Source organism: Atopomonas sediminilitoris (genome assembly GCF_022601735.1).
Taxonomy (GTDB): domain Bacteria; phylum Pseudomonadota; class Gammaproteobacteria; order Pseudomonadales; family Pseudomonadaceae; genus Atopomonas; species Atopomonas sediminilitoris.
Genome location: NZ_JAKUMM010000002.1, coordinates 402,994 through 429,942 on the forward strand (window position 1 = coordinate 402,994; position 26,949 = coordinate 429,942).

A 26,949-nucleotide genomic window follows, 5' to 3' on the forward strand; every position below is an offset into this window, starting at 1 on the left:
GGTTTTCCGAGCCTAGTGCTGAGCATGCAAGTTATGGCCTTTCACTGCACATAGGCTTTTGCAAAGGCTGCGATTTTCTGGGTGGCCTGATAATCGACCAGTTGCAGGCCGCGTTCCTGGATGCTGTCCTTGGCTATCTGCACCGCTTTGCGGTGGCGGGGCGAATCGTTCTCTGCTATGAGCACGTTTTTCAGCTGAATAACCCCTTCCCGTTCTGCACGCACGAACTTCATCAGCCACTGATCGCAGTGGTCGAGGATCGCGCTCGGTTCGGCCTGATCAAAAGCTAAGGGCTTGATGGCGGCCACAACCTCACTGCGATGAACCAAGGGTAGGTGCAGCTTGGTCAGGTCACCGGTCAGGGTGTCATCACGGAAGCTGCGGATAGAGGCTTCCGTGAACAGGGTGCGAATTTCACGCACCATGACTTCCTCTCGACGATCACGCGCCATGCCTTGGCGGTCGATATAGCGGCCAAACAGCTCATCAAGCGTCGCGTCAAAGTTTTCCACCAGGATCGAGCGCATGGGGCTGAAGCGAATCAGCGACTCCTTGGGCTCGGTCAGGAAGCGGAAGTGGTTAACGATTTGGCTCTCTTGTGCTTCTGTCGTCATCGCTCGCACAGCATCCAGCTCGTTCTGGGCTATTTCCAGGGCCTTGGCGAAAACTGGGGCGCAGCCGAAGAAATGGTTAACCCTTTCCAAGTTCTCACTGGCCAGCCTGTACTCCATGCGCCTGCTGGCCGGGGCCGAGAGAACGATGCCGGCATTGGCAAACTCATCAGTTTCGACAAAAGGCGCAAAGCGCACGATGCAGTAGATGCAGGCGTCGCTCATATGGGTGTGCTGTTAGCCCCCTGCATCAGCTGGCCAGACGATACTGGTCTGCGTCCTGTTGCACCATGCCCAGCTCTTCCAGGGCATCCAGTACGGCCTGAACAGCGACCTTGGGTGAGCGTTTGAACTGGGCGGCGAGTGCGTCGGCGGGTAGTGGGCTTTGGCCGAGCGCATGGCGTACGGCAGCGACCTGTTCGCGCATTTGCTTGGGCCAGGTGAGCTTGCCGGTGGCGGCTGCGGCGGCCGGGATGGATTCGAAATCCGTTGTGTCGTCTAGCTCGGCTTCGCTTTGCTCCGGCGCGACGGCGGCGCTCGGGTTCTGGTACTCGGGGCGCAGCCAGCGGATATGACCACGGGCTTCCTCTGCAGCGCGTTCGCTGTTCAGCGCGACAAGGCGGCACAGCAACTCTTCTTCTGCTTCTGCCTGGGCTTCGGACTTATCCGGTAGCGGTGTGGTAGCGCCTGGCTTACCAGCCAGTTGCTCGGCCAAATCACTCCAGCCATAGGCGGCGAAGACAGCACGATCTAGTTCATCGTGCAGTTCGCGCAGCAAGGAGACCAGGCCCTGTTCGTGGATGGTCTTGTCTTTGGCGTTCAGCTGCTCGCCGGCACGCAGCTTTTCCAGCACGTTATACATGCCGGTTAGGGTGAGCCCTGGGTGCTGGGCCTGCTGGCGTTTGCGGTGTGCGTCCAAGCGTTCGGCCAGTTCGTAGATTCGCGCCTGCTGGGCGTGTGTGGCATCTGGGAAGGGGAAGGTTTCGAAGCAGTGGTTCTTTGTATAGCGAGCACGATCCTCAAGTGTTCCCCCAGCAGCAAAGGCCCATAGAGCATGCAGGCGGCTGCTGAGCACGCCGAAGAACAGCGGTGAATCAAGCGCAATTGCCATCAAAGAGCCGTCAGCTAGTGCTGTGCATGAATCTAGTAGTACGAATAGACGATGCTTGGCCACTTCCGAGGTGGCAATAAACGATGAGGTATTGGACAGTGCGGCACGCATGCCTGGGCGAGCTTCACCAAACAGCCACCAGCGCTCTCGGTGAGCTTTGCGATTTACATGGTCGCGAAATGGCTTCACTTCGGTTAACAAGCGCTGATAAAGCAAAGGATGCATGCACTCTGCATCCTGTTGCTCCAGGCCAAAGAAGTCGATTACCCATTCGGGTTGCCGGACTTTTGTCAGATCACTACCTGTCCAGTACTCGCGGATAACAGCTGCGTCAGCTCCATCATTCAGTAGTTTGCTGCGTGTCTCGGGAGTCAGGCGGAAGCCATCTCCTACGAGCTTTACACCCTGGAAACACGTGCCGGCAGAGGCCTTCAGAGGCTGGGCAGCTGAGACCTTAGCTCCGACGCTCAGGTCGGCGGAAATGGCTCCTTGCATCTGTACGAGCTGAGCGTCGATGACATCGCTTTCCTGCTCAGAAGCCTCCTCTCGGACTACGGTCGAGAGGCAGCCAGTCAGTGATTCCGCGGTGCCGACGGTCATCGCTATGCGCACAGCGGCGCCGTCCCCGGCGTCAACCCAGGGGTGATCGGGAATGGCATATGCAAGGCTTAGCGGTTTCTTGGCGCTGATTTGAGCCTCAAGGATGCGACGATTGAAGGTCTGCTTGATGCTGTTTGTAGTGATAAAGCCAAAGCGTTTTGCCTGCCCGGCGCGTGTCGTTTCAGCAGCGATATGCCACCAGTACATAACGAAGTCCGCCGACTCAGGTACCTCCGGCCAAGTGCCGCGCACGGCATCGACATAGCCGTCGCCCAGCGCCGTCCGCATGCGCTTGTTACCTATAAACGGCGGATTGCCCACGATGTAATCCGCCTGCGGCCACTCGGCCTTGCGTGGGTTGCGATAGATGTACTGCTCCACTTGCGCCGACTCATCCGGCACCTGTTCGTCGGTAATCGGGCTGGTCTTGGTGGTGATGCCGTCCCAGCTGGTGATGGGTTTGCCGGTTTCGTCGCGCAGTAGCTCCACGGCGTCATAGGCAATCAGTGCATCGCGGTGTTCGATATTGTGGAAGTCACGCAGCACCGGCTCGGGCGGGTTGACCTTGCCGTGGGTGCGGAAGTGCCATTGCAGGTAGCCGATCCACAGCACCATTTCGGCGATACGGGCGGCGCGCGGGTTGATCTCCATGCCGAGGAACTGATGTGGGTCGACGGTAAGGCCTTCGGTGTCCAGCATGCCGGTTTGGCCCAAATCGCCCAGCAGGTTGAGCACCTCGCCTTCGAGGCGCTTCATGTGCTCCAGGGTGACGTAAAGGAAGTTGCCGCTGCCGCAGGCCGGGTCGAGTACGCGTACGTCGCACAGGTGGCGCTGGAAGGCTTTCACTTCTGCAATGGCTTCCTTGTGCTTGCCCAGGCTTTCGTAGGTCAGTGCTGCCGCCTGTACTTCCTTCCACTCGGCGCGCAGTGGCTCGATCACGGTAGGCAGCACCAGGCGTTCAACGTAGGCGCGAGGGGTGTAATGCGCGCCCAGCTTATGGCGCTCGCGCGGGTTCAGCGCACGCTCCAGCAGGGTGCCGAAGATGGCCGGTTCCACATGGCGCCAGTCAGCCTCGGAGGCCTTTAGCAGCAGCTCCATCTGATCGCGGTCGAGGGCGATGGCCGACGCCTCGGCGAACAGGCCGCCGTTGAACTTGAGCACGGTGCTTTCCAGAATCGGCGAGAACCCGCCGCTGTTCATGGTTTGCCAGAGGTGTTCGAGCATCGGCGCAAAGGTGTCGGGCTTGTTCTTCAGGCGCTGCAGCAGTTCGGTAAAACCACGCTCGGGCAGTAGGCCAACGTCCTCGGCAAACATGGTGAACAGGGCGCGCATCAGGAAGCTGGAAACCAGCTGTGGTGAGTGACCAGCGGCCTCCAGGGACTTCGCCAGTTTGGCCAACTGATCGGCAATTTCGCGGGTGACCTTGGCCGAGCGGCGTGCCGGGTCGAGGCTGAGTGGGTCAAGCCAAACGGCACTAAGGCGCTCGCGCACGTCTTCTTTGCGCAGGTCTTCAAGGCGGATGCGGTGGCTGCGTGAATCTGGGTAGGGCGTGTAGGTGGCGCCGGAGCGGCTGAACTCGGCATACAGCTCGATGTTACGGCCCACGTCCACCACCAGGATGAACGGCGGGCGGCCTTCTTCGGCGGGCAGAGCGCGGGCGTACTGGTCGGCCTGGTTGTGGGCCTTGAGCATGGCCTTGTCCCAGCCGGAGCTGTCTAGGGTCTTGCCGGTTTGCTTGGCCTCCAGCACGAAGCTGCCGCGCTTGTAGAGGTCAATAAAGCCATTGTTGCTGCTGCCGTCAGGCTGGTTGATGACTACGCGGCGCTCAAACACATAGGCGTTGTCGCGGGTGTCGTCGCCGGCAGGCTCTGGCAGTGGCAGGCCAAGGAGGCTGCACAGCTCGGTGAGGAACAACTGGTAGTTGGCGCGCTCGGTGCCGCCAGCGTCTTTCCAACGAGCGAGGAAGGTGTCCAAGTGTTCCATCACGGTATTGCTCCGACAACTAGAAAAGCTGGGATTCTAACGGAGAGGTCAGGTCTAGGGTATGGCATCGCAAAACTGCGTAGTTGAGTGCAGTTTGGAGCGAAAAAGGGAGCGAAAACGAAAAAAGGACTGAAAAAGGGACTGATTTATTTTCTTAGGCATGCCTAGTGTGGTGCGCTGTGGCTATAAGTTGCCGGGCTCTGCGGTTGTTTCGGCTGGCGGTAAGCGTAGCCAACCTAAGACTTCGGGCGCTTGAATCGTCCAGCGGCCGGCTTGTTGGGTAAGCGCTAAGTTTTCGCGGGCGTTGCCGAAGGGGCCAGGGTTCTGTTGGGCAATCTCTAGGCTTGTGGCGCCCACACTGGCGATCACCGCGACGTGGCCATAGCGGTTGAGCAGCGATGGGCCAAATACCAATAAGTCATCCGCTTGCGGCGCTGTGCTGCCGCCGTTGTGAAACTGCAGCATGGCACGTTGGGTGTTCAGCTCGCCCTCGTTAAGGCGCGGGTCGAAGAAGTCTTTGGCGTGGCCGTAGGTGTCAGGCATGCGGTGGTTGTGGCGCTCGAAGTAGTAGCGCTTAACGAACTCTACGCACTGGTAGCGCAGGCCTAGGTTGTAGCCGTCTTTACTCAGGTGGCGGCCCTGCACGGTGTTGACCCCGCCGTTGTAGTAAATCGCTACGCCGTTTAGGGCGTCGAGCTGTTCGCCGACGGTATGGCGCGGGTTGAGGTTGATGCGTGTGATTGCCGCATAGCTCGCCAGCGCAAGCACTGGCAGTAGGCCGGCAATCAGCAGGGCGAGTCGGCGTTTAGTCATGGGTTAGGCCGCCTGCGCTTAACGCGCCTTGCGCTCGTGCTCGGCAATTTCACTAAAAGCTTGGCGGTGTGCGGCTTGCGCGGCGTAATCGCCACGCACTTCAGAGGCGTTTTTGCCGGTGAGGTTGCCACCGGTAAGCGCATCGCGGGAGAAAAGCACGGCGAACTTGCGGCCTTCTAATTCGAGATAGAGGTAGTAATAGTCTTCGGGCTTATTCGGCTCGGCAAACGCGCTGTAGGTGTAGCGGATGCGGTGGCTGAGTTGTGGTGGGTTTTGGATGACCGCACTGGTGTCGATGTCGTCATGTTCGGTGAGGTAAAACGCCTCGTTAAGCACATACGGCAGCTCGGCCAATTGTTCGGCGCTAAAGGGCTTAAGCTGGCGGCGCAGCATGGTGACGTTGCTGGCACTGCCATCGGCCTCAATGTTGCGTGGCTGGTATATGCCTTGGGTAAACCATTGGCTGGCGTCGAACATCTCCTCAACCTCGAAGCCGCCGTAATACATCATAATTTTCTTGGCCATTTCGCCTTCCTGTGCATTTAAGTAGAGCCCCGTCATGAGGCTTGCGGCTAGGGCAATGCTGCCTAGCAGAAATGCAGGGCGATGATTCACTGTTGGATTGTGCATGGCTGACGTCCTTGTGCCTGAGGCTCAACATTGTGCATGCGAAGGTGTGCCGTTGGTGTGCTTGCGGTCACTGTTTGGCTGTGCGCATAAATGCGCCAGAAAGCACAAAGCCGCGCAGTGCGCGGCTTTAAAGGTGGTGGGCCCACACGGACTCGAACCGTGGACCAAAGGATTATGAGTCCTCTGCTCTAACCAACTGAGCTATAGGCCCCCAGAAGGAGCGGGGATTATACGGAGGGCTTTGCGCGAGTGCCAAGGGTGTTGTGTTGCTTAAGGAACTGTTCGGCAAATTGGGCGGCAGGGATTGGATGGCTGATCAGAAAGCCTTGGCTGAGTTGGCAGCCTTCGTTACGTAAGAATTGTTCTTGCTGATGTGTTTCAACGCCTTCGGCGACCACAGTGAGGTCGAGGTTGAGGCCCAGCGCGAGTATGGCGCGGGTAATGGCGACGTCGTGTTGGTCGTGGGGTAGGCCTTGAATGAAGGCTTTGTCGATTTTAAGGGTGTCCAGCGGTAGCTGTTTGAGGTAGCGCAAGGAGGAGTGGCCGGTGCCAAAGTCATCCAGCGCTAGCTGCACGCCGAGGGTTTTTAGTTGTTGCAGCGTGTCGAGTGTGTCGTCGGCCTGCTGCATGATGAAGCCCTCGGAGATCTCCAGCTCAAGCTGATCAGCTGGGATTTGGTAGCTGTCGAGTAGGCTGCGAATTTGCTCGACCAAGCCTGGCTGTTGCAGTTGTGCGCCAGCTAGGTTGATGGCCAGTGGGCCAAAGTGGCCGTAGGCACGATGCCATAGGGCGAGTTGTCGGCTGGCTTGCTCCATGACCCAGTCGCTGATGGGGAGAATCAAGCCGCTTTCTTCGGCCAGCGGGATGAAGTCCAGCGGGCTGATGAGGCCTTTTTCTGCGTGGTTCCAGCGGATTAGTGCTTCTGCGCCGCACAGCTGGCCATCGCTAAGGCGAGTTTTGGCTTGGTAGTACAGCTCAAACTGATTGTTCTGCAGCGCGTGATGGAGTTGATGTTCGAGTTGTACGCGACGCAGGGCTTGCTCGGTTAGCTCCTTGCTGTAGAAAGCAAAACGATTGCGGCCTTGGCGCTTGGCGCGGTACATGGCGGCGTCGGCGTGGCTGATCAGCTCGGCGACGTTGTTGCTGTCTTGAGGGTACAGGCTGATGCCAATGCTGGCGTGGAGAAAAAACTCGTGTTCATCGGCGCGTAATGGCTGGTTGAAGCAGTTCAGCAGTTTGCGCGCGGCGTGTTCGGCGTCTTGGCTGGTGCGCCGGCGCGGCAGCAGAATGATAAATTCATCGCCGCCTAGGCGGGCAAGGGTGTCGTCGTCTTCTAGCTGTTGCTGCAGTCGTTCAGCGACGGCGCGCAGGAGGAGGTCGCCGACGGGGTGACCGAGGCTGTCATTGATGTGCTTGAAGCGGTCCAAGTCGAGGAACAGCACGGCGCCGCCTAGCGGTGTGCCTTGGGCGTTGCGCAGGGCTTGCTGCATGCGCTGCTCAAGCAGTAGGCGGTTGGGTAGTTGCGTCAGCGGGTCGTGCTGGGCGAGAAACTCAAGCCGTTGCTCGGCTTGCTTCAATGGGGTGATGTCGCTGAACACTGCGACGTAATGGCTGAGCGCGCCATGGGTGTCACGCACAGCGCTGATGTTGAGCCATTGCGGGTATTCTTCGCCGGACTTGCGCCGATTCCATAGCTCGCCTTGCCACTGCCCTTGGTCGGCAATGTGTTGCCACAGTTGCTCATAAAACTCGCTGGTGTGGCGGCCTGAGGACAGTAGCCTTGGGTTTTTGCCGAGCGCTTCTTCGCGGCTATAGCCGGTGATGCGGGTGAAGGCTTGATTGACTTGGGTGATGCGGCGCTGGGTGTCGGTCACCAAGACGGCTTCCATGGTGCTGGCAAACACAGTGGCGGCTTGGCGTAGTTCGTCCTCGAGCTGGCGTTGGGCTGTGACGTCGCGGGCGATGGTGAGCATGCAGGCGTCGCCGTTGATGGTGATTTGGCGCGCCGAAAGTAAGCAGGCGCGCAGGTCGCCGCTGAGGTGTTGGATGGACGTTTCGAAGTCGGTCACCGAGCCCTCTTGTTGCAACTGGGCTAGCATGGCTTGGCGGTCGCTGGGGTTGGCCCACAGATTCAGCGCTAAGGTGCTGCTGCGTTTGGCATCGTCAATGGTGATGCCGGTGATGCGCTCAAAACCCTGGTTAACTTCGAGAATCTGCCCGTCGCGCAGGCGCGTGAGGACTAAGCCATCGGGGCTGCTGTGAAAGGCTTTGGAGAACATTTCTTGCGAGAGCTGGATGTCGCGCTCGACATGTCGCAGCACGGTGACATCGCGCATCACGACAGTGAGTTGTGCGTCGGTATCAGGCAGATCCAGAGGGCTGGCGGAGATCAATACATCCACACGCTCACCTTGGCGCGTGATGAGGTGGGTCTCTAAGTTGTTGATGGTTTGCTGTTGCTCGATCAGTTTGAGGATTTTCAAGCCGGTTTCAGGCTCGCCCCAGAGACCCAGTTCGCCTGGGGTTTTTTCGATTAGTTCGCGCATATTCCAGCCGAGACGCTGTTCAAGCGCAGGGTTGGCCATTAATACGCGCCCATCATTGCGGCGGCACACGACCAGCATGTCGGGGCAATGCTCAAACACGGCGGCAAACCGCGCTTGGGAGGTTTGTCTAGCGATGTCGGCACTGCGACTGGCGTGGATGTTGATCAGTAAGCCGCGGCGCAGGCTCTGCTGGCCTTCTTGTATGACGGTGGTGATTTCATGCACCCAGCAGGGGTGGCCCTTGTGGTCGAGCAGGCGATATTCCAGCGTGTGGGCGAGACCGGCTTGGGTGCGGTTACGGGTTTCTTGCAGTACGCGGCTGGCGTCATCGGGGTGTAGGCGGCTTTCCCAGAAGCCCGTTTGCAGCCATGCGCTGGTTTCGAAGCCGAGCAGGGCTTCAGCCTGCGGGGAGACATAGCGAAACTTCCAGCTAGGCAGTTCCATTTCCCACGATATGGCAGACAGGCCTTCGACCAGTGCTTGGTATTGCTGCATGTTGTGGCTGATGACATGGGCCATGGCCTGACGTTGTTGGGCGTCGCGATATAACCGTCGATTGTTCCGCCATAAATACAGCGCCACGATCAATATGCCCAGTAGCGCGAGTAACGCGAAGAGTGTGCGTTGTTGCCACAGGCTGTCTTCGGCCAGGCGTGCACCGAGCCATGGCTCTTGCAGCGCTTCGTGGGTGTCGGCCGGCATCTGGCTAAAAATTTTGTTAAGGATGCCCGGCAGCAGGCTGTTCTTGGGCGTGGCCATGCTGAGTGAGTAGCGCCAGCTCAGTTGTCCGCTGCGTTGAATGTTGCTGAGGCCTAAGTGATGCAGCGCCCAATTGCTGGAGGCCAAGTCGTTCACCGCAGCATCAATTTGTCCCAGAGCGAGTGCGCTCAGTAGGCTACCGACATCCGCAAAGGGGTAAAGGTTGAGCGCGGGTTTAATCGCGGCAAGACGCTCGTGGGGCATGTAATCGCGAATCACCCCAACTTTGAGTTTTGCTAGGGCCTTAAGGTTGTGCGGTTGCGGGCCTTGTTGGCGGCTCAAAATAATTACGGGGTATTCAATATAAGGCTGGCTAAAGCTCAGGTATTGCTCGCGCTCGGCGCTGCGCACAATGCCGGCCAGTACTTGCACGCGGTTGTCTCTGGCTAGCTGCAGCGTATGGCTCCAGTTGTTGCTGGGAACCAAATTAATAGTGGCACCGACTTGGGTGGCGGCATGCCGTAGGTAGTCGGCCGCTAAGCCCAGATGCTGGCCTTGTTCAACGTACTCAAAGGGTGGCCAGTAGGGGTCGCTGGCTACTTGCCAGACAGGGTTTTGCTGTAGCCATTGACGCTCGGCTGCAGTGAATACAGGGGGCTCTTGTGCGGCGGCGGGGTTGGCGTGCAGTAGAAGAACCAAGCCCAGACTTGACGCCAGATTGAGGCAAAGTGATTGCCAGAAACGCATCAGTCACTCCTTATCTAATGCTTGGAGTCTAGTCGCCCGCACAGCAAAACGCCCAGTCGAAACTGGGCGTTTTTTGTTGCAGCGGCTGAGCTTATTCGTCGAGGAATGAGCGCAGGTGATCGGAGCGCGAAGGATGGCGCAGCTTGCGCAGGGCCTTGGCTTCAATCTGGCGGATACGCTCACGCGTCACATCGAACTGCTTACCAACCTCCTCAAGGGTGTGGTCGGTATTCATGTCGATGCCAAAACGCATGCGCAGCACTTTGGCTTCGCGCGCGGTTAGGCCGCCGAGAACATCGCGAGTCGCTTCTTTGAGGCTCTCAATGGTGGCGACATCGATCGGCAGCTGCATGGTGCTGTCTTCGATGAAGTCACCCAGATGCGAGTCTTCGTCGTCGCCGATCGGGGTTTCCATGGAGATCGGCTCTTTAGCGATCTTCAATACCTTGCGGATTTTGTCCTCAGGCATTTCCATGCGCTCGCCCAACTCTTCCGGTGTCGGCTCGCGACCCATTTCCTGCAGCATTTGGCGGGAAATACGGTTGAGCTTGTTGATCGTTTCGATCATGTGCACTGGAATACGAATGGTGCGGGCTTGGTCGGCAATTGAGCGGGTAATCGCCTGACGAATCCACCACGTGGCATACGTTGAGAACTTGTAACCGCGACGGTATTCGAACTTGTCCACCGCCTTCATCAGGCCGATGTTGCCTTCCTGAATCAAATCGAGGAACTGCAGGCCGCGGTTGGTGTACTTCTTGGCAATCGAGATCACCAAGCGCAGGTTGGCCTCAACCATTTCCTTCTTCGCGCGCAAGGCTTTGGCTTCGCCAATCGACATGCGGCGGTTGATGTCTTTGATCTGCGCGATGGTCAGCGTGGCTTCATCTTGCATTTCGAGCAGACGTTGCTGGCAGCGGACTATTTCGTCACGGCGAGCGCTTAACGCCTCGGCGTACTTGGGCTTGCCTTTGAGCACGCCGTCGACCCACTTCAGATCGGTTTCGTTGCCGGGGAAGCTGCCAAGGAAATCACCGCGCGGCATGCGGGCATCACGCACGCACAGCTGCATGATGGCGCGCTCTTGCTCGCGAATGCGATTGAGTGAGCCGCGCACGAAAGCAATCAGAGCTTCGTACTGCTTAGGCGCCAGCTTGATCGGCATGAATAAGGTGCCGAGCAGCTCTTGAGCTTCGATGAACTTGGCTGAGTCGCGCTTGTGCTTTTTCAGCAGCTTTTGCACCGCAGCCAGTTGTTCGGCGACCGCACCGAAGCGCAGCTTGGCTTCTTCAGGGTCTGGCCCGTCAGTGCCGCTGTCATCGTCATCATCATCGCTGTCGTCGTCATCGTCGTCATCGCTGTCGTCGCTGTCGTCGTCTTTGCTGGCGCTGTCGTCGTCGCTGCTGGCGGCGCTGGGCTCGCCATCATCGGGATCGATGTAGCCGATGAACAGGTCGGTCAGGCGACCGCCTTCTTCAAGCAGGCGATTGAATTCGGCCAGTACGCCCTCGATGGTGCCGGGGAACATGGCAATAGAGCACATGACCTCGCGGATACCTTCTTCGATGCGCTTGGCGATCACGATTTCGCCTTCGCGGGTCAGCAGTTCCACGGTGCCCATCTCGCGCATGTACATGCGCACGGGGTCAGTGGTGCGACCGGCTTCGGTTTCGACAGCGGCCAGGGCGGCGGCAGCTTCTTCTGCGGCGGATTCGTCCGTGTCGGACTCGGCCATCAGCAGGGTGTCGGCATCGGGCGTGTTTTCGTAAACAGTGATCCCCATGTCGTTGATCATGCGAATGATGTCTTCGACCTGTTCCGGATCGGAAATATCGTCCGGCAGGTGATCGTTCACTTCGGCATAGGTCAGATAGCCTTGTTCGCGGCCACGACTAATGAGTTCTTTGAGACGGGATTGTTGAGCTTTTACGGACATGTCGACCCTTTGCGAGGCAAGTCAAGGGTGAAGAAACAAGCTGGCCATTATATCGCCAAGCGTGGGTGAATTGCCAGTCACGCCTCGGGGGGCGGCTGGCTTTTGCGACTTAAGAGTAGACGCAGTTCGTCTTTGTGCGCGTCACTTAGGCCATTTTCACGTGATTGCTGCAGCAGTTGCGCGATGCGTTTATCGCGTTGTTGTTGCAGCAAGTGTTGCAAGCTATCGAGAAACTGTTGGCGCTGGTTGTCGCCATTGATCAGCCATTCGCGCTGGGCGAGGGCGCTCAGTAGCTTGCCTTGTTCGGTGCCGTGCCAGCGTGCCAGCAGGTGCACAGTGGTTTGTTCGGGGTGCTTGCGCAGCGACTCTAGGAGGGCGGCCAGCAGTTGTGAATAGCTGTCTTCGCCGCTCGTTAGGGCTTGGGTGTCGCCGGCCTCTTGCGCCAGTTCTGGGTGGAGCAGCAAGCAGCGTAACGCGCCCAGCAGAGGCGGCTCTACCGCAACGGCTACGCGTGGTGGCGGGTCTTTGCGCCAGTTTTTTTTGCCAAACTTATCGCTGTTCCACGGTTTGCGCGGCTTATCGGTGTTGGCGATGTGCGCGCTGGCGTCGGCGTAAGGCGGCGGGCCGCTGTCTTCTTGGTTGTTGAAGTAGTCGCCGGGGTAGTCGTGCTCGCTGGCGGCGGGGGCGGCGATTGCTAAGCTGGCGCTGTCGAGGCCGGTCAGTTCGCTGACGCGTTTGAGCATCAGGCTGCGCAGTTTTTCGCCCGGCACTTTGGCCAGCAGTGGCGCGGCGAGCGTGGCGAAGTGTGCTTTGCCTTCCAGGCTTTTGGGGTCGGCTTCGTGGCTGAGTTGCTGAAAGAAGTAGTCAGCCAGCGGCATGGCGTGTTGCACGATGCGCGCTTGAAAGGCGTCGAGGCCTTCGGCGCGGATCAGGGTGTCGGGGTCTTCACCTTCAGGCAAAAACAAAAAACGCACTTTGCGCCCGTCTTCCAAGGTGGGAAGGGCGGACTCTAAAGCGCGCCAGGCGGCGGCGCGGCCAGCTTTGTCGCCGTCAAAGCAGAACAGTATCTGCGGCACGAGGCGGAACATGCGCTTGAGGTGTTCTTCGCTGGTGGCGGTGCCGAGGGTGGCGACGCCGTTGCGGATGCCTTGTTGGGCGAGGGCGATGACGTCCATATAGCCTTCCACCACGATCAGCTCATTGAGTTGGCGATTGTGCTGGCGTGCTTCGAACAGGCCGTAGAGTTCTTGGCCTTTATGGAAGACGGGGGTCTCAGGCGAGTTGAGGTACTTGGGTTTGTCGTCGCCCAATACGCGACCGCCAAAGGCAATCACGCGGCCGCGGCTGTCACGAATGGGGAAGATGATGCGGTCGCGAAAGCGGTCATAGCGGCGGCCGCTGTCGGGGTTTTCGACCACGAGCCCCGCATCAATCAGGGCTTTTTGCTGCAAGCTGTCACCGCCCAGGTGTTGGCCGAGGTTGTCCCAGCCGGGCGGGGCAAAACCTACGCCGAAGTCGCGGGCGATTTCGCCGCTCAGGCCGCGCTTCTTGAGGTATTCCACGGCTTTGCTTCTGGCGGGGTGGTTGCGCAGGGCTTGCTTGTAGAACTGGTTGGCGGCTTCGAGCAGTGGGTACAGCGGTGAGTCTTTTGGCTCGCGGCGTTGCTGTGGTTGGCCTGGGCGGGTGTCTTCACGGACAACTTCAAGGCCGGCGCGGCGGGCGAGATCTTCCACGGCCTCGGGAAAAGGCAGGTGGTCGTGCTCCATCAAAAAGCTCAGCGCATTACCGCCGGCACCGCAGCCGAAGCAGTAGTAGAACTGTTTGTCTGGGCTGACGCTAAATGACGGTGTTTTTTCGTTGTGGAACGGGCAGCGGGCGCTGTAGTTCTTGCCGGCTTTTTTTAGCTGGATGCGCGAGCCCACCACTTCGACAATGTCAATGCGGTCGAGCAAATCATCCACGAAGCGTTGCGGAATCAAGCCAGCCATGGGGTGTTAGCGGTTCCGGCAAAAAAGTCGGGTGGAGTAGTGGTGTGCGATAAACGCAAAACGCAACCCGTAATCGACTGATGTCGCGGGTTGCGTTTTACGAGATCGCGAACGCCAGAGGCGTTGTCGCGCAAGCAGTGCTGAGGTGGCGGCGTGAGCCGGCCAGTCAACTCAGTACAGACGCTCGCGACGACGGGTTTCGCGAGAAACTTTCTTCGCATGACGCTTAACGGCAGCGGCTGCCTTGCGCTTGCGCTCAGTAGTGGGCTTCTCATAGAACTCACGACGGCGAACTTCAGCCAGAACACCGGCTTTTTCGCAAGAGCGCTTGAAACGACGCAGGGCCACGTCGAAGGGTTCGTTCTCTTTCAGTTTGACGAATGGCATCCAGATCGTACCTTTAAAAAGTGTGTTGCCTAATTTTTGAGTTACCAAAGCATTCGTTCGGCAACGGAATTCAAGGGGTGCGGATATTACCGCCACTTGTCGCGCAATGCAAAGGGTGTGTGCGTATCAATCGGCGAACGGCTGACTTGCGCGAGCGGGGAGACTATCATGGCGCGCTTTGTAATGCAGTGGAAAAGCAAATAATGCGCGTGTTAGGGCTCGAAACCTCGTGCGATGAGACCGGTGTCGCCTTATATGACAGCGAGCAAGGCCTGCTGGCCGATGCCTTGTTTAGCCAGATCGAGCAGCACCGTGTGTACGGTGGTGTGGTGCCGGAGCTGGCTTCGCGCGATCACGTGCGCCGCGCGGTGCCTTTGGTGCGTGAGGTGCTCGCCGAGGCCGGCTGTGCTTTGCAAGACGTTGATGCGATCGCCTATACCGCAGGCCCGGGCTTAGTTGGGGCTTTGTTGGTGGGGGCGTGTACAGCGCAGGCCATGGCCACTGCATTAGGTATTCCTGCGGTGGGCGTGCATCACATGGAAGGGCATTTGTTGGCCCCCATGCTGGAAGACACGCCGCCACAGTTCCCGTTTGTGGCGTTGTTAGTGTCTGGTGGCCACACCCAGTTGGTCCGTGTGGAGGGTATCGGGCGCTACGAATTGCTCGGTGAGTCGCTCGACGATGCTGCCGGTGAGGCGTTTGATAAGACGGCCAAGCTGCTGGGCTTGGACTACCCGGGCGGGCCGGAAATCGCCCGTTTGGCCGAGCAAGGGCAGGCGGGGCGCTTTGTGTTTCCTCGGCCGATGACCGATCGTCCCGGCTTGGATTTCAGCTTCAGTGGCTTAAAAACCTTCACCTTGAATACATGGACGCAGTGTCAGCAGAGTGGCGATGCCAGCGAGCAGACGCGCGCCGATGTGGCGCATGCGTTTCAGCATGCGGTGGTAGAAACCTTGGTGATTAAGTGCCGCCGCGCGCTGAAACAAACCGGCTTGAAGCAGCTGGTGATTGCCGGTGGGGTGAGTGCCAATACGCAATTGCGTCAGAGTTTAGAGGCCATGCTGGCCAAGCAAGGTGGACGGGTGTTTTATGCGCGGCCGCGGTTTTGCACAGATAATGGCGCGATGATCGCCTATGCCGGTTGTCAGCGTTTGCTCGCGGGGCAGCACGAAGGGCCGCAGGTGCGAGTCCATGCGCGTTGGCCCATGCAAGCGTTGCCCGCTATTTAAGGTGCGCTGGCTGGCGGTTAAAAATGCCGCTCTTTGCCGGCGAGTAAATCTTTCAGGTTGTGCTTGTGGTGCCAGAGTATGAGGGCGCACAACACGGTAAAAGGTAATAAAGCGCTGGGTTTTTGCCACGCCAGTAACGGTAATACCAACGGAGTGGCAATGATTGACGCCAGTGAGCTGGTGCGCCACAGGTAGAACACCAAAGCCCAACTGGATAACGCCAGCAAGGCGGCCGGTGGATATAGGCCGAGCAACATGCCCGCCGAGGTGGCGACGCCTTTGCCGCCGCGAAAGCGATAAAACACGGGGTGTAGGTGGCCAATCACCGCAGCCAGCCCGATCCATGCTTGTTCTTGCCCTGACAAACCATAGGCACGGGCGATCAAGATCGGCACAAGGCCTTTGCTGAGATCGCCCAGCAAGGTGGCAATCGCCAGTTTGCGGCTGGAGGTGCGCAACATGTTGGTGGCGCCGGGATTGCCCGAGCCTAACGTGCGCGGATCGGGCCGGCCGCTGACACGGCTTAGCCAGATAGCGAAGGACACTGAGCCCAACAGGTAGGCGCCAAGCGCCAGTAGCCAGAACATGAGCACACCTTGATTGTGGTGCTTGGATGATAAACAGCAAGGCTTGGCCTTGTCGCCCGCTGAATGAGAGCTTGCGCGTGGATTATGTAGTGATCGAAGCCCTAGAGGCTCAGGCCGTGATCGGTGTCTATGACTGGGAACGCGAGATTCGTCAGTTGCTCAGTCTTGATCTGACTCTTGGCTGGGATAATCGCCCAGCCGCCGCCAGCGATGATCTCGCACAGGCGCTGGACTACGCCGCAGTAGCCGCGCGCACCACCGACTTTATTGAGCAGTCCAGCTATGAGCTGGTGGAAACCTTAGTCGAAGACCTTGCCGCGTTGCTGCAACAAGAATTTAACGTGCCGTGGCTGCGCATTCGTTTGCGCAAGCCCGGCGCGGTAGCCAATGCGCGCAGCGTCGGCGTGGAGATTGAGCGCGGGCAGCGATGATGCAGGTGTACTTAGGCCTCGGCAGCAACATCGAGCGTGAAAGCAATATCACCCGCGGCTTGGACGCCTTGCAGGCGCTGTTGGGGCCGCTGGACGTGTCGCCGGTGTTTGAAAGTGAGGCGGTGGGTATCGTCAGTGCGCCGTTTTTGAATCTGGTGGTCGGCGCACGCACCGAGCTCAGCTTGCAGGCTTTGGATGCGGCGCTAAAAACCATCGAGTCGGCCAGTGGGCGTTATGCGCCCGATCGCCAAGGCCTGACGTTGGATATCGATATCCTGCTCTACGGGGATTGGCACGGCTGCCATGCGGGGCTGACGTTGCCGCGTCCGGAGCTGCGCAAAAATGCTTTTGTGTTGTGGCCCTTGGCTGAGCTGGCCCCGCAACTGCGCTTGCCCGATAGCGGTGACACCGCACACAGTGCATGGCAAGCCTATGCCAGCACGCAGACGTTGGCGCCCGTGCCCTTTGCTTGGCATGGGCAGGCGCTAACGCCGCCTGCCTTACTGTCCTGAGGCTTGTTTAAAGCTCGCGAGCGCTTGTAAGCGGGCTTGCTGCAGCGCCTTGCCTAGCTCGGCGCCGTCTAAACCTTGAGCTAAGAGCGGCTGCGCACTGACGCTGAGATAGGCGCTCGCCGCTGCGCGCAAGTAATCGGCTTGCGGGTAGGGCTGCAGGCCCAGCTCGTTGCGTCCGCGCGAGTCAGCCTCGCAGGCTCCGACAAACCCTTCCAAGCGCTCACTGCGACGGCTCAGGTCGAGCTTTTGAAACAGCTTAAGCAGTGTTTCGGCACGCAGCTCAAAGGCGCGGTGGCAGTGCGTGTGCAGTTCGCACACCAGCAAGGCAAGCTCTTGACAGTCGCGTGGCACTTTAAAGCGGGCATTCACGCGTTTGACCAGTTTGAGTCCGCGCGTCTCGTGGGCGATATGCCGTGGCCATTCGGCCGCTGGTGTGGTGCCTTTGCCCAAGTCATGCAGCAGTGCCGCCCAGCGTGCTGGCAGCGGCAGGTTGAGCACGGCACTTTGCGCGACCACTTGCATCACGTGCTCGCCGGTGTCGATTTCGGGGTGGTGTTGTTCCGGCTGCGGTACGCCAAACAGCTGCGCAACCTCGGGCAGTAGCTCACGCAGGGCGCCGCAGGCGTGCAGGGTGCGAAAGTACACATCGGGGCGCGGTTCCATCAGGGCGCGCGCGGTTTCTTTCCAGACTCGCTCGGCGGTCAGGGCGCTAAGCTCGCCGCTGTCGGCCAACTCGCGCATCAGGGTTAGGGTCTCATCGGCCACGCTAAAGCCTAAATCGGCAAAGCGAGCGGCAAAGCGCGCCACGCGTAAAACCCGCAACGGATCTTCGGCAAACGCAGGCGATACATGGCGCAGCACTTTGGCCGCCAAGTCCGCTTGTCCGCCGTAGGGGTCGATCAGCTGGCCGTCGTCGCCTTCAGCCATGGCATTGATGGTCAGATCGCGGCGGATCAGGTCTTGCTCTAGCGTCACATCGGCGGCGGTGTGAAAAGTAAAACCGCCGTAGCCGACGCCGCTTTTGCGTTCGGTGCGCGCCAGCGCGTATTCGGCACCGGTTTTGGGGTGCAAAAACACCGGGAAGTCAGCGCCCACAGGGCGAAAGCCTTGGGCTTGCATTTGCGCTGGGGTGGCGCCAACCACGACGTAGTCAATGTCGTGCACGGGACGGCCGAGTAAACGGTCGCGCACCGCGCCGCCGACTTTATAGATCTGCATAACCTGCCTCTTTGCGGGGTTAGCCGCATTGTCGCGCGGCGAGGTGGCTACGGCCAGAGCCAAGGTGTGCTTAGCGTCCTTGAGCGCGGCGGTCGCTGACCAGTTCGCCGCCGATGCCCCAGTTATCCAGCTCGACTTCGTCGATCACCACCACCGTGGTGGCGGGGTTTTTACCCAGCACATCGACCAGCAGTTGGGTGACACCAGCAATCAGCGCTTGTTTCTGTTCGCGGGTGACGCCTTCGCGGGTCACTTTAATGTTGACGTAGGGCATGTTGCGGCTCCGTGATGATTGGTTGAGGTTGAGGTTGAGGTTGAGGTTGAGGTTGAGGTTGAGGTTGAGGTTAAGGTTTTGGCTGCGCAGCGAATAGCGCGCTAAGCAGATGAGCATTGGCGCGGGCTACGCCGAGCAGTACCAACAGCAGTGCGGCGACGGTGGACCATCGCCATGGTTCAGCCAACAGCCAGATACCCGCCACTGCCGAGGCTGGCGGAATCAGCCCCATCAGCATGCCCATGCCGGCAGCGCCCAAGCGCGCCACGGCGCTTAAGTACAGCGGCATGGCTATCAGCATGGCCAGCACGCCTTGGTAGCCGGCCTGCAGTAACAGTTGTTGACTGGGCAAAAGCTGCCAGTCGCTACCGAGCACGGCGACATACCACGGCGCATATAAAACGGCGGGCGGCACACTGAGGGCGGCCATGGTGGTCAGCAGGTCGATGCGCCAGCGCCGCACCAGCACCGTCATCAGTGCCCAGCAAAGCGTAGCGCTGACGATAAAAGCATCGCCCAGGCCGAGCGTAGGGGTATGCCACGTTTCCACGATGAGGCAGAGCAGGCCGGCGAGCATTAGCAGCAAGGCTTGCTGGCGTGCGCGGCCTAACGGTTCGCCGAGCAGCCAGCGGGCTAGCAGGGCAATGGCAAACGGTAGCAGGCCAGGCAGCAGTACCGCGGCGTGGGCTAGCGAGGTCTGGGCAAAGCCTTGATAGACCAAACCGGCATAGCCCAGCCCGCCGATGGCGGATAAACACAGCAGGCGCGGGTTAAGCAGCGATCTTTTGCCGTAGTAAAGCCACAGCGGGGTGATGAGTACGGCGGCGGGAAATAGGCGCAGGGCGAGCATGTCCCACGGGCTTAAGGCACTCAACGCGCCATAGCGTGAGACGAGCATAAAGCCGATCCAAATCAACAGGGTGGCGGCGGCGATGAGGCTGCTGGGCATGGTGTATCTCCTTGATACGCAGCAGCTTACGTGGCATTTTTGTTCGCGTATAACGATTAAAATCGAACGAATCGTTCTCTTTTTAAGATTAATTAGGCTGATCATGTTGCGCTTACCCGAACTTAGCGATTTGCAGGTATTTCATACCGTGGCGCAGACCGGCAGCGTGACGCTGGCGGCCAAGCACCTACACCGCGTGCAGTCCAGCGTCAGTAGCCGCCTGAAGGTGCTGGAAGAGCAGTTAGGGGTGGATTTGTTTATTCGCCAAGGCAAGGGCATGCAGCTAAGCCCTGCCGGTGAGCGCTTGTTGGGGCATGCCGAAGATTTGCTCAGCCGCGCCGCGCAGGCGGTGCAGGTGGCGCGCAGTGATGAGCCGTGCGGGCCGTTGCGCGTGGGCAGCATGGAAAGCACCGCTGCGGTGCGTTTGCCGCCCTTGTTGGCGCAGTTGCACCGAGCGCATCCTGCGCTGGAGATTCAGTTGGCCACGGGGCCGAGCCATCCATTGAGCGAACAAGTGCTGGCGCAGAGTTTGGACGCCGCGTTTGTCGCCGAGCCGCCCGAGCATCCGGAGTTACAGCGGCGGGTGCTGTGGCAGGAGCGCTTGGTGTTGGTCGGCACCGCGAGTGCACCGAATACCTTATTGGCGTTTCGTCAGGGCTGCGCGTATCGCGGCGTGCTGCAGCGCTGGTGTCAGCAGCAGACGCTAACCCCACGGGTGATTGAGCTCAATTCATATCATGCGATCTTGAGCTGTGCCAGCGCGGGCATGGGCTTGGGTATCGTGCCGGAAAGTGTGTTGGCCAGTTACCCGTGGCGCGCGGCGCTGCACGAGCAGGCGCTGCCGGCGGCACAAGCGCAGGTGCCGACCTATCTGGTGTGGCACGCGGCGCGCCAGCACGCAGGGGTGTCGGCCTTACTGGCGTTGGCTGAGCGCAGTGTGACGGTTAGATCGGCGGAATGATCAGGTCCATGCGCGGTTGTTGTTCCTCCTCGTTGGGCGCTACCGGTTTGGGCGGCATGTGTACGCTGCTGACGCGCTGGTCGCCCTGCATGATGTCAAGGTGCACATCAAAGCCCCACAAGCGATGCACGTGCTTGAGCACTTCGCTGGCGGAGTCAGCCAGCGGGCGGCGTTCGTGTTGAGTGTGGCGGAGGGTCAGTGAGCGGTCGCCGCGGCGGTCAACATTCCATACTTGAATATTGGGCTCGCGATTGCCCAAGTTGTACTGCCCAGCCAGCGTTTGCCGTAGCGCGCGAAAGCCGCTTTCGTCGTGAATGGCGGTGACATTCAGCTCGCGTTGTTGATCGTCATCGAGGATGGCGAACAGTTTGAAGTCGCGCATTAACTTGGGTGACAGGTATTGCTGGATAAAGCTTTCGTCTTTGAAGCTTTTCATCGCAAATTTCAGCGTGCTTAGCCAGTCGCTGCCGGCGATGTCGGGAAACCAATAGCGGTCTTCGTCGGTCGGCGCTTCGCAGATGCGGCGAATGTCGCGGAACATGGCAAAGCCCAGCGCATAAGGGTTAATGCCGCTGTAGTAGGGGCTGTCAAAGCCCGGTTGAAACACCACGGCGCTGTGGTACTGCAGAAACTCGAGCATAAAACCATCATTGACCAAGCCTTGATCGTAGAGGTCATTGATCAGGGTGTAATGCCAGAAACAGGCCCAGCCTTCGTTCATCACTTGAGTTTGCCGCTGCGGGTAAAAGTACTGCGAAATCTTGCGCACGATACGCACCACCTCGCGTTGCCAAGGCTCTAGCAGCGGGGCGTGCTTCTCGATGAAATACAGCAAGTTTTCTTGTGGCTCGCTGGGGAAGCGCGGCTCTTTTTTACCGCTGCCTTTGTCGTGCGGCTTAGGAATGGTGCGCCATAGGTCGTTGATTTGGCGTTGCACCGCTTCTTCGCGCTCTTGTTGGCGCAGACGCTCTTCATCGGCCGAGATCGGATACGGGCGCTTGTAGCGATCGACGCCGTGGTTCATCAGCGCATGGCAGGAGTCGAGCAGCTCTTCGACGGCATCAATGCCGTGGCGGTCTTCGCATTGGCGAATGTAGTTTTTGGCGAACACCAGGTAGTCGATGATCGAGCTGGCATCGGTCCACGTGCGGAACAGGTAGTTGCCCTTAAAAAAACTGTTGTGGCCGTAGCAGGCGTGGGCGATCACCAAGGCTTGCATGCACAGGGTGTTTTCTTCCATCAGGTAGGCGATGCACGGGTCGGAGTTGATCACGATCTCGTACGCCAGCCCCATGTGGCCGCGCTTGTAGCCTTTTTCGGTGGCGAGAAAATGTTTGCCGAATGACCAGTGGCTGTAGCCAATCGGCATGCCGACGGCCGCGTAGGCGTCCATCATTTGCTCGGCGCTGATCACCTCGATTTGATTGGGGTAGGTGTCGAGCCCGTAACTGGCGGCGATCCGAGCGATTTCACGGTCGTATTCGCGGATCAGCTCGAATGTCCATTCGGAGCTGGTGGCGATGTATTTACGTTTTTTCATGCTTCGACCCTCCGCTTAAACAGCTCACGGAACACCGGATAAATATCGGCGGCGGACTCGATTTGCTGCTGCGAGAAGTAATCGGGGAAGCTTTCCTGTACCTCTTCGTAGGCATGCCACAGGGCTTGATGCTCGCGCGGGGTGATCTCCACATAGGTGAAGTACTGCATGTGCGGCATGATGTCGTTGACCAGCAAATCGCGGCAGATGGGCGAGTCATCGTTCCAGTTGTCGCCATCGGACGCTTGCGCGCCGTACAGGTTCCACTCGTTGGTGGGGTAACGCTCGACGATCACTTCGTGCATCAGCTTGAGCGCGCTGGAGACAATCGTGCCGCCGGTTTCGCGTGAGTAGAAAAACTCCTCCTCATCGACTTCTTTGGCGCTGGTGTGGTGGCGGATAAACACCACGTCGATGCGCTCGTAGTTACGCTTCAAGAACAGGTACAAGAGGATAAAAAAGCGCTTGGCCATGTCTTTGGTGGCTTGAGTCATCGAGCCGGACACATCCATCAGGCAGAACATCACGGCCTTGGAGGTGGGCACGGGGTGCTTCACCAACAAGTTGTACTTCAGGTCAAAGGTATCGAGAAACGGCACCGCCTCAATGCGCATGCGCAAGCGGCTGATGTCGTCTTGCAGCAGGCGAATCGCGTGCAGGTTATCGGGCTCCTCGCGTTGCAAACGAGCCAGTTCTTCTTCCAGTTGGGCAAGGCGCTTGCGCTTGCCGTGCGTCAGGGCAATGCGTCGTGCGTTGGCTGAGCGCAGGGTGCGCACGATGTTGATGCGCGACGGGTTGCCTTCGCTACTGATGCCGGCGCGCACGGTTTTGAAGCTGTCGGCGCCGGTGAGGTGGCGCTTGATCAGATTGGGCAGGGCGAGGTCTTCAAACATGAAGTCGAGGAACTCGTCTTGGGTGATTTGAAACACGAAGTCGTCCATGCCTTCGCCTTGATTGCTGGCGCTGCCCTGACCGCGCCCCGCACCGCCGGAAGGCGGGCGCTGAATGCGGTCGCCTTGGCTGAACTCTTTGTTGCCCGGATGCACGTTGTGTTGACTGCCGCCACGGCCGTGGTGAAACACCGGTTCGTCAATATCGCGACCGGGAATGCTGATCTGCTCGCCGTGCTCCATATCGGTGATCGAGCGGCGGCTGACCGCCTCTTCGACGGCTTTTTTGATGTGACCACGGTAGCGGCGCAAAAAACGCTGGCGGTTTACCGTGCTCTTGTTTTTACCGTTTAGACGACGGTCAATCACATGGCTCATAGGCTAGGCCCTCCGGGCCGGCGACTGCGGCGTGCAGCGTGGCACGGCGCAGGTCGCGGTATGCGGGCAACGGCTTGCGCTTATTGCGACTTGCGCACGCGCAGGTACCACTCCGACAGCAGGCGGACTTGCTTCTCGGTGTAGCCGCGCTCGACCATGCGTTTGACGAAGTCGTTGTGCTTTTGCTGATCCTCTTTGCTGGCTTTGGCGTTGAAGCTGATGACCGGCAGCAAGTCCTCGGTGTTGGAGAACATCTTTTTCTCGATCACCGCGCGCAGTTTTTCGTAGCTGTTCCAGTTGGGGTTCTTGCCGTTGTTGTTGGCGCGCGCGCGCAGCACGAAGTTGACGATCTCGTGGCGGAAGTCTTTGGGGTTGCTGATGCCGGCGGGCTTTTCGATTTTCTCCAGCTCTTCATTGAGCGAGGCGCGGTTGAGGATTTCGCCGGTTTCCGGGTCGCGGTATTCCTGATCTTGAATCCAGAAGTCGGCGTACAGCACGTAGCGGTCGAAGATGTTTTGCCCGTATTCGCTGTAAGACTCCAGATACGCGGTTTGGATTTCTTTGCCGATAAATTCGACATACCGCGGCGCCAAGTACTCTTTCAAAAAGCGTAAATAGCGCTCGCGCACTTCGGCGGGGAATTGCTCCTGCTCGATTTGCTGCTCCAGCACGTACAGCAGGTGCACAGGGTTGGCGGCGACTTCGTGCGGGTCGAAGTTGAATACCTTGGACAGAATCTTGAAGGCAAAGCGGGTGGATAGCCCGTTCATGCCTTCGTCGACGCCGGCGGCATCGTGGTACTCCTGCATCGACTTGGCTTTAGGGTCGGTGTCCTTGAGGTTTTCGCCGTCATACACCCGCATCTTGGAGAAGACGTTGGAGTTTTCAGGCTCTTTGAGGCGGCTGAGTACCGAGAACTGCCCGAGCATTTTCAGCGTGTCGGGCGCGCAGTGCGCGGCGGCCAGCGAGCTTTCGCTGAGCAGTTTCTCGTAGATGTGCACCTCTTCGGAGACGCGCAAGCAGTACGGCACCTTGACGATATAAATGCGGTCGATGAAGGCTTCGTTGTTCTTGTTGTTGCGGAAGGTGTGCCACTCGGCCTCGTTCGAGTGCGCCAGCAACACGCCTTGGAAGGGCAGTGCGCCCAAGCCTTCGGTGCTGTTGTAGTTGCCTTCTTGGGTGGCGGTGAGCAGTGGGTGCAGCACCTTGATGGGGGCTTTGAACATCTCGACGAATTCCATCATGCCTTGGTTGGCGCGGCACAGCGCGCCAGAGTAGCTGTAGGCGTCGGGGTCGTTCTGTGGAAAGTCTTCAAGCTTGCGGATATCGACTTTACCGACCAAGGCGGAGATGTCTTGGTTGTTCTCATCGCCGGGCTCGGTTTTGGCGATGGCCACTTGGTTGAGAATCGACGGGTACAGCTTAACCACGCGGAACTGGCTGATGTCGCCGCCAAACTCGTTCAGGCGCTTGGTCGCCCACGGCGACATGATGCTATTGAGGTAGCGCCGTGAAATGCCGTACTCCTGTTGCAAGATGTCGGCATCTTCTTCGGGGTTAAACAACCCCAAGGGCGACTCAAACACCGGCGAGCCTTTAATGGCATAGAACGGCTGCTTTTCCACCAAGTGTTTGAGCTTCTCGGCCAGCGATGATTTGCCGCCGCCGACCGGACCCAACAGATACAGGATTTGTTTCTTTTCTTCTAAGCCTTGGGCGGCATGGCGGAAGAACGAGACGATTTGTTCGATGGCGTCTTCCATGCCATGAAAGTCGGCGAACACCGGATAGCGGCGGATGACTTTATTGGAAAAAATGCGCGACAGGCGTGGGTCGCGCGAGGTGTCGACCAACTCCGGCTCACCAATAGCCTTAAGAATGCGCTCGGCGGCGCTGGCGTAGGCCCCCGAGTCTTGCTTGCACAGGTCTAGATATTCTTGCAGGGACAGCTCTTCCTGCTGGGTGGTCTCGTAGCGCGACTGATAATGACTAAAGATACTCATGCTCTGCACCTCGCACACGGGCTTGGCGACGGTAAACAGGCAAGTGCGCAGGAGCAGGTGGCGTGGTGCTCCCCCGAACACCGACGGTGGGTGCCGTCAGCCCTGTCAGCCGAGTCGCCGGCTGTTCCAGATTGGGTTGGCCTGACCTAAGCATAGTTGCTTTAGCCGCGACGCAAGGGTGGATTAACCCTGCAAAAAGCAAGGTTGTGACCGCCAAGTCACGCCGCCTGGGTCTTGGCGGGGGTTATCCACAGATGAAAAAAACAGGCGAAAAAAAGCCCGACACGCAAAGCGGGTCGGGCCGGTGTTGCGCGGGTGCGTGTTTACAGCTTGGCGGCCTCGGCCAGATCCGCCGGCAAGAAGTCCTTGCTGGAGTCGTAGTCAGGCTTTAACCACTGCTGCAGCGCTTGCAGATCTTCTGGGCTTAGGGTGCCGGCAGATTGCTTTAAACGCAGGTTGTTGAGGATGTAGTCGTAACGCGCATTGTTGTAGTCGCGCACGGCGGTGTACAGCGAGCGCTGCGCGTTGAGCACGTCAACGATGTTGCGTGTGCCCACTTGGTAGCCAATCTCGTTAGCTTCCACGGCGCTTTGCGTTGAAATGATGGTCTGACGGCGCGCTTGGATCTGCTCGATGTCGTTGTTCACCGCGCGATGGCGGTTACGAGTCTCTTGCACCACTTGGCGACGCAGGCTTTCGCGGTTTTGCTCGGACTGATCCAAGCGCTGTACCGCCTCGTTCACTTTCGAGCTGGTCAGACCGCCGGTGTAAATCGGAATGCTCAACTCCAGGCCCACGGTGGTCTGCGACATCGCATTGCCGGCCAAGCTGTTGCTTACGCCGAAGCCGTCGTTATCGCCTTGGCTATAGCTGGCCACGGCATCCAAGGTGGGCAGGTGGCCAGACTTTTGCTGACGCAGGCTTTCGCCGGCAGCGTCGACACCGTAATTAGACGCCAGCAAACCGAGGTTTTGCTTCAGTGCGGTGTTGACCCACTGGGTGGCGTCGTTCGGCGCGGGTGGCTGCACAGGCAGCTCGTGGCCCATGCCGACGAGGGTTTCATAGAATTTGCCGGTCAGGCGGGTCAGGGCTTGCAGAGCGTCTTGCACCACATTGGCGGCGTTCAGGCGATTGGCGCGCGCACCGTCATAGCCGGCTTGTGCTTCCAGCACGTCCGTCTTATCAGACAGGCCGACTTCAAAACGCTCGCGCGCTTGGTCGAGCTGACGCTTAAAGGCGGCTTCTTCGGCGACGCTGGCGGAGAGGTTGTCCTCGGCGCGTAACACCGCGAAATAGCCTTCAGCGGTTTGCAAAATCAGGTTTTGTGCGCTGTTGGAGTAATCCAAACCGGCTTGCTCAGAGACTGCCTCAGCCGCTTGCAGCTGGAACCAGCGATCGGCACGGAACAACGGCTGCGTGAGGCTGGCTTGATACACCAAGCTGCCACGGTCAGCGGTTGAGCGACCGGACTGGTCGAAGTCGGTGCTGGTGTCGTTGTAGTTAGCGCCGGCGCCAATTTGTGGCAGCAGGCCTGCGCGGGCTTGTGGCACGCCTTCTTTGCGCGCTTGGGCGTCGGCAAAGGCCGCCGCGAGGTCAGAGCTGTTTTTCACCGCATCGCTGTACAGCGATACCAGATCGGTCTTGCTGGTGACGGCGGTTTCGGCGTGGCCGGCGATGGCGGCAGTAGCCAGCGCAACGGCAAGAGACAATCGACGCAACATGGTGGTTAGATTCCTGTAATGGCCAGTTTGCTAATCATGGGGGCGAAGCTTACGAAGTCCAAGCCCAAAAACGCACCAATAAACGGGCTGCTGGGTTGCACACAAAAAAACAATGGCGCTAAGAATAGGCGATACGGTGTCGCTTGTGTGACTTAAAAGCCCGGTGCCGCAGTTCTTCTGGGGCTGCCTTCGGTCAATTCGCCGT

At 59.1% G+C, this 26,949-nt stretch carries 20 protein-coding genes and 1 tRNA gene; 4 read left to right on the forward strand and 17 right to left on the reverse strand.

What is annotated here, in order from left to right; translation table 11 throughout:
- Positions 1-41: 41 nt before the first annotated feature.
- From MKI83_RS04385 to rpsU, 9 genes are all read right to left on the reverse strand, one after another.
- Positions 42-836 carry a DUF3037 domain-containing protein gene (locus MKI83_RS04385; protein WP_241583621.1) on the reverse strand — a complete coding sequence of 265 codons (795 nt, stop codon included), beginning with the start codon at positions 834-836 and terminating at the stop codon, positions 42-44.
- Positions 837-861: 25 nt separating this feature from the next.
- Complete coding sequence (locus MKI83_RS04390) at positions 862-4,305, reverse strand: class I SAM-dependent DNA methyltransferase (protein ID WP_241583684.1); 3,444 nt, start codon at positions 4,303-4,305, stop codon at positions 862-864.
- Positions 4,306-4,488: 183 nt separating this feature from the next.
- Positions 4,489-5,118, reverse strand: coding sequence for a CHAP domain-containing protein (locus MKI83_RS04395; RefSeq protein ID WP_241583622.1), 630 nt, complete (start codon positions 5,116-5,118; stop codon positions 4,489-4,491).
- 18 nt (positions 5,119-5,136) lie between these two features.
- Positions 5,137-5,748 (reverse strand): hypothetical protein, encoded by a 612-nt coding sequence (locus MKI83_RS04400; RefSeq protein WP_241583623.1) that lies wholly within the window; start codon positions 5,746-5,748, stop codon positions 5,137-5,139.
- 134 nt (positions 5,749-5,882) lie between these two features.
- A tRNA-Ile gene (locus MKI83_RS04405) sits at positions 5,883-5,959 on the reverse strand.
- Between the two features lie 16 nt (positions 5,960-5,975).
- The gene (locus MKI83_RS04410; RefSeq protein ID WP_241583624.1) at positions 5,976-9,740 is read right to left on the reverse strand and encodes an EAL domain-containing protein; all 3,765 of its coding nucleotides are present in this window, start codon (positions 9,738-9,740) and stop codon (positions 5,976-5,978) included.
- Positions 9,741-9,831: 91 nt separating this feature from the next.
- Positions 9,832-11,676, reverse strand: coding sequence for an RNA polymerase sigma factor RpoD (gene rpoD, locus MKI83_RS04415; RefSeq protein ID WP_241583625.1), 1,845 nt, complete (start codon positions 11,674-11,676; stop codon positions 9,832-9,834).
- Positions 11,677-11,753: 77 nt separating this feature from the next.
- Positions 11,754-13,664: a DNA primase gene (gene dnaG / locus MKI83_RS04420; protein WP_241583626.1), complete on the reverse strand. Its 1,911-nt coding sequence runs from the start codon at positions 13,662-13,664 to the stop codon at positions 11,754-11,756.
- Between the two features lie 171 nt (positions 13,665-13,835).
- Entirely contained in the window at positions 13,836-14,051 is a 216-nt protein-coding gene (rpsU, locus tag MKI83_RS04425; protein ID WP_241583627.1) for a 30S ribosomal protein S21, read from the reverse strand.
- Positions 14,052-14,254: 203 nt separating this feature from the next.
- On the opposite strand from rpsU, the gene tsaD reads away from it, so the two are divergent.
- On the forward strand, positions 14,255-15,280 hold the full coding sequence (gene tsaD / locus MKI83_RS04430) for a tRNA (adenosine(37)-N6)-threonylcarbamoyltransferase complex transferase subunit TsaD (protein ID WP_241583628.1): 1,026 nt from the start codon (positions 14,255-14,257) through the stop codon (positions 15,278-15,280).
- A 17-nt stretch (positions 15,281-15,297) separates the two neighbouring features.
- On the opposite strand, the gene plsY is transcribed toward tsaD, so the two are convergent.
- The gene (gene plsY / locus MKI83_RS04435) at positions 15,298-15,867 is read right to left on the reverse strand and encodes a glycerol-3-phosphate 1-O-acyltransferase PlsY (RefSeq protein ID WP_241583629.1); all 570 of its coding nucleotides are present in this window, start codon (positions 15,865-15,867) and stop codon (positions 15,298-15,300) included.
- A 77-nt stretch (positions 15,868-15,944) separates the two neighbouring features.
- On the opposite strand from plsY, the gene folB reads away from it, so the two are divergent.
- Positions 15,945-16,298, forward strand: coding sequence for a dihydroneopterin aldolase (gene folB / locus MKI83_RS04440; protein ID WP_241583685.1), 354 nt, complete (start codon positions 15,945-15,947; stop codon positions 16,296-16,298).
- Complete coding sequence (folK, locus tag MKI83_RS04445) at positions 16,295-16,810, forward strand: 2-amino-4-hydroxy-6-hydroxymethyldihydropteridine diphosphokinase (protein WP_241583630.1); 516 nt, start codon at positions 16,295-16,297, stop codon at positions 16,808-16,810. Before folB ends, folK begins: the two co-directional genes overlap by 4 nt.
- Here the strand turns inward: folK and MKI83_RS04450 are convergent.
- From MKI83_RS04450 to MKI83_RS04460, 3 genes are all read right to left on the reverse strand, one after another.
- The gene (locus MKI83_RS04450; RefSeq protein ID WP_241583631.1) at positions 16,799-18,028 is read right to left on the reverse strand and encodes a multifunctional CCA addition/repair protein; all 1,230 of its coding nucleotides are present in this window, start codon (positions 18,026-18,028) and stop codon (positions 16,799-16,801) included. The genes folK and MKI83_RS04450 overlap by 12 nt on opposite strands.
- Before the next feature lie 70 nt (positions 18,029-18,098).
- The gene (locus MKI83_RS16905; protein ID WP_272493005.1) at positions 18,099-18,419 is read right to left on the reverse strand and encodes a tautomerase family protein; all 321 of its coding nucleotides are present in this window, start codon (positions 18,417-18,419) and stop codon (positions 18,099-18,101) included.
- On the reverse strand, positions 18,373-19,251 hold the full coding sequence (locus tag MKI83_RS04460) for a DMT family transporter (protein ID WP_241583632.1): 879 nt from the start codon (positions 19,249-19,251) through the stop codon (positions 18,373-18,375). The genes MKI83_RS16905 and MKI83_RS04460 overlap by 47 nt, the downstream gene beginning before the upstream one ends.
- A gap of 103 nt (positions 19,252-19,354) precedes the next feature.
- Here MKI83_RS04460 and MKI83_RS04465 point away from each other — a divergent pair, with 103 nt between their 5' ends.
- Positions 19,355-20,212, forward strand: coding sequence for a LysR substrate-binding domain-containing protein (locus MKI83_RS04465; protein WP_241583633.1), 858 nt, complete (start codon positions 19,355-19,357; stop codon positions 20,210-20,212).
- Here the strand turns inward: MKI83_RS04465 and MKI83_RS04470 are convergent.
- The 4 genes from MKI83_RS04470 to MKI83_RS04485 form a co-directional block, all read right to left on the reverse strand.
- Positions 20,196-21,752 carry a SpoVR family protein gene (locus MKI83_RS04470; RefSeq protein ID WP_241583634.1) on the reverse strand — a complete coding sequence of 519 codons (1,557 nt, stop codon included), beginning with the start codon at positions 21,750-21,752 and terminating at the stop codon, positions 20,196-20,198. The genes MKI83_RS04465 and MKI83_RS04470 overlap by 17 nt on opposite strands.
- A complete protein-coding gene (locus MKI83_RS04475) occupies positions 21,749-23,020 on the reverse strand; it encodes a YeaH/YhbH family protein (protein WP_241583635.1) in 1,272 nt (423 codons plus the stop codon). The genes MKI83_RS04470 and MKI83_RS04475 overlap by 4 nt, the downstream gene beginning before the upstream one ends.
- An 80-nt stretch (positions 23,021-23,100) precedes the next feature.
- Positions 23,101-25,023 (reverse strand): PrkA family serine protein kinase, encoded by a 1,923-nt coding sequence (locus tag MKI83_RS04480; RefSeq protein WP_241583636.1) that lies wholly within the window; start codon positions 25,021-25,023, stop codon positions 23,101-23,103.
- A 323-nt stretch (positions 25,024-25,346) separates the two neighbouring features.
- Positions 25,347-26,744 (reverse strand): TolC family outer membrane protein, encoded by a 1,398-nt coding sequence (locus MKI83_RS04485; RefSeq protein WP_241583637.1) that lies wholly within the window; start codon positions 26,742-26,744, stop codon positions 25,347-25,349.
- Between the last annotated feature and the right edge of the window lie 205 nt (positions 26,745-26,949).

Bases quoted from the DNA above. Each gene is read 5' to 3' on its own strand.
- MKI83_RS04385 (WP_241583621.1), bottom strand. From the start codon at position 836: ATGAGCGACGCCTGCATCTACTGCATCGTGCGCTTTGCGCCTTTTGTC.
- MKI83_RS04390 (WP_241583684.1), bottom strand. From the start codon at position 4,305: ATGGAACACTTGGACACCTTCCTCGCTCGTTGGAAAGACGCTGGCGGC.
- MKI83_RS04395 (WP_241583622.1), bottom strand. From the start codon at position 5,118: ATGACTAAACGCCGACTCGCCCTGCTGATTGCCGGCCTACTGCCAGTG.
- MKI83_RS04400 (WP_241583623.1), bottom strand. From the start codon at position 5,748: ATGCACAATCCAACAGTGAATCATCGCCCTGCATTTCTGCTAGGCAGC.
- MKI83_RS04410 (WP_241583624.1), bottom strand. From the start codon at position 9,740: ATGCGTTTCTGGCAATCACTTTGCCTCAATCTGGCGTCAAGTCTGGGC.
- rpoD (WP_241583625.1), bottom strand. From the start codon at position 11,676: ATGTCCGTAAAAGCTCAACAATCCCGTCTCAAAGAACTCATTAGTCGT.
- dnaG (WP_241583626.1), bottom strand. From the start codon at position 13,664: ATGGCTGGCTTGATTCCGCAACGCTTCGTGGATGATTTGCTCGACCGC.
- rpsU (WP_241583627.1), bottom strand. From the start codon at position 14,051: ATGCCATTCGTCAAACTGAAAGAGAACGAACCCTTCGACGTGGCCCTG.
- tsaD (WP_241583628.1), top strand. From the start codon at position 14,255: ATGCGCGTGTTAGGGCTCGAAACCTCGTGCGATGAGACCGGTGTCGCC.
- plsY (WP_241583629.1), bottom strand. From the start codon at position 15,867: ATGTTCTGGCTACTGGCGCTTGGCGCCTACCTGTTGGGCTCAGTGTCC.
- folK (WP_241583630.1), top strand. From the start codon at position 16,295: ATGATGCAGGTGTACTTAGGCCTCGGCAGCAACATCGAGCGTGAAAGC.
- MKI83_RS04450 (WP_241583631.1), bottom strand. From the start codon at position 18,028: ATGCAGATCTATAAAGTCGGCGGCGCGGTGCGCGACCGTTTACTCGGC.
- MKI83_RS16905 (WP_272493005.1), bottom strand. From the start codon at position 18,419: ATGCTCATCTGCTTAGCGCGCTATTCGCTGCGCAGCCAAAACCTTAAC.
- MKI83_RS04460 (WP_241583632.1), bottom strand. From the start codon at position 19,251: ATGCCCAGCAGCCTCATCGCCGCCGCCACCCTGTTGATTTGGATCGGC.
- MKI83_RS04465 (WP_241583633.1), top strand. From the start codon at position 19,355: ATGTTGCGCTTACCCGAACTTAGCGATTTGCAGGTATTTCATACCGTG.
- MKI83_RS04470 (WP_241583634.1), bottom strand. From the start codon at position 21,752: ATGAAAAAACGTAAATACATCGCCACCAGCTCCGAATGGACATTCGAG.
- MKI83_RS04475 (WP_241583635.1), bottom strand. From the start codon at position 23,020: ATGAGCCATGTGATTGACCGTCGTCTAAACGGTAAAAACAAGAGCACG.
- MKI83_RS04480 (WP_241583636.1), bottom strand. From the start codon at position 25,023: ATGAGTATCTTTAGTCATTATCAGTCGCGCTACGAGACCACCCAGCAG.
- MKI83_RS04485 (WP_241583637.1), bottom strand. From the start codon at position 26,744: ATGTTGCGTCGATTGTCTCTTGCCGTTGCGCTGGCTACTGCCGCCATC.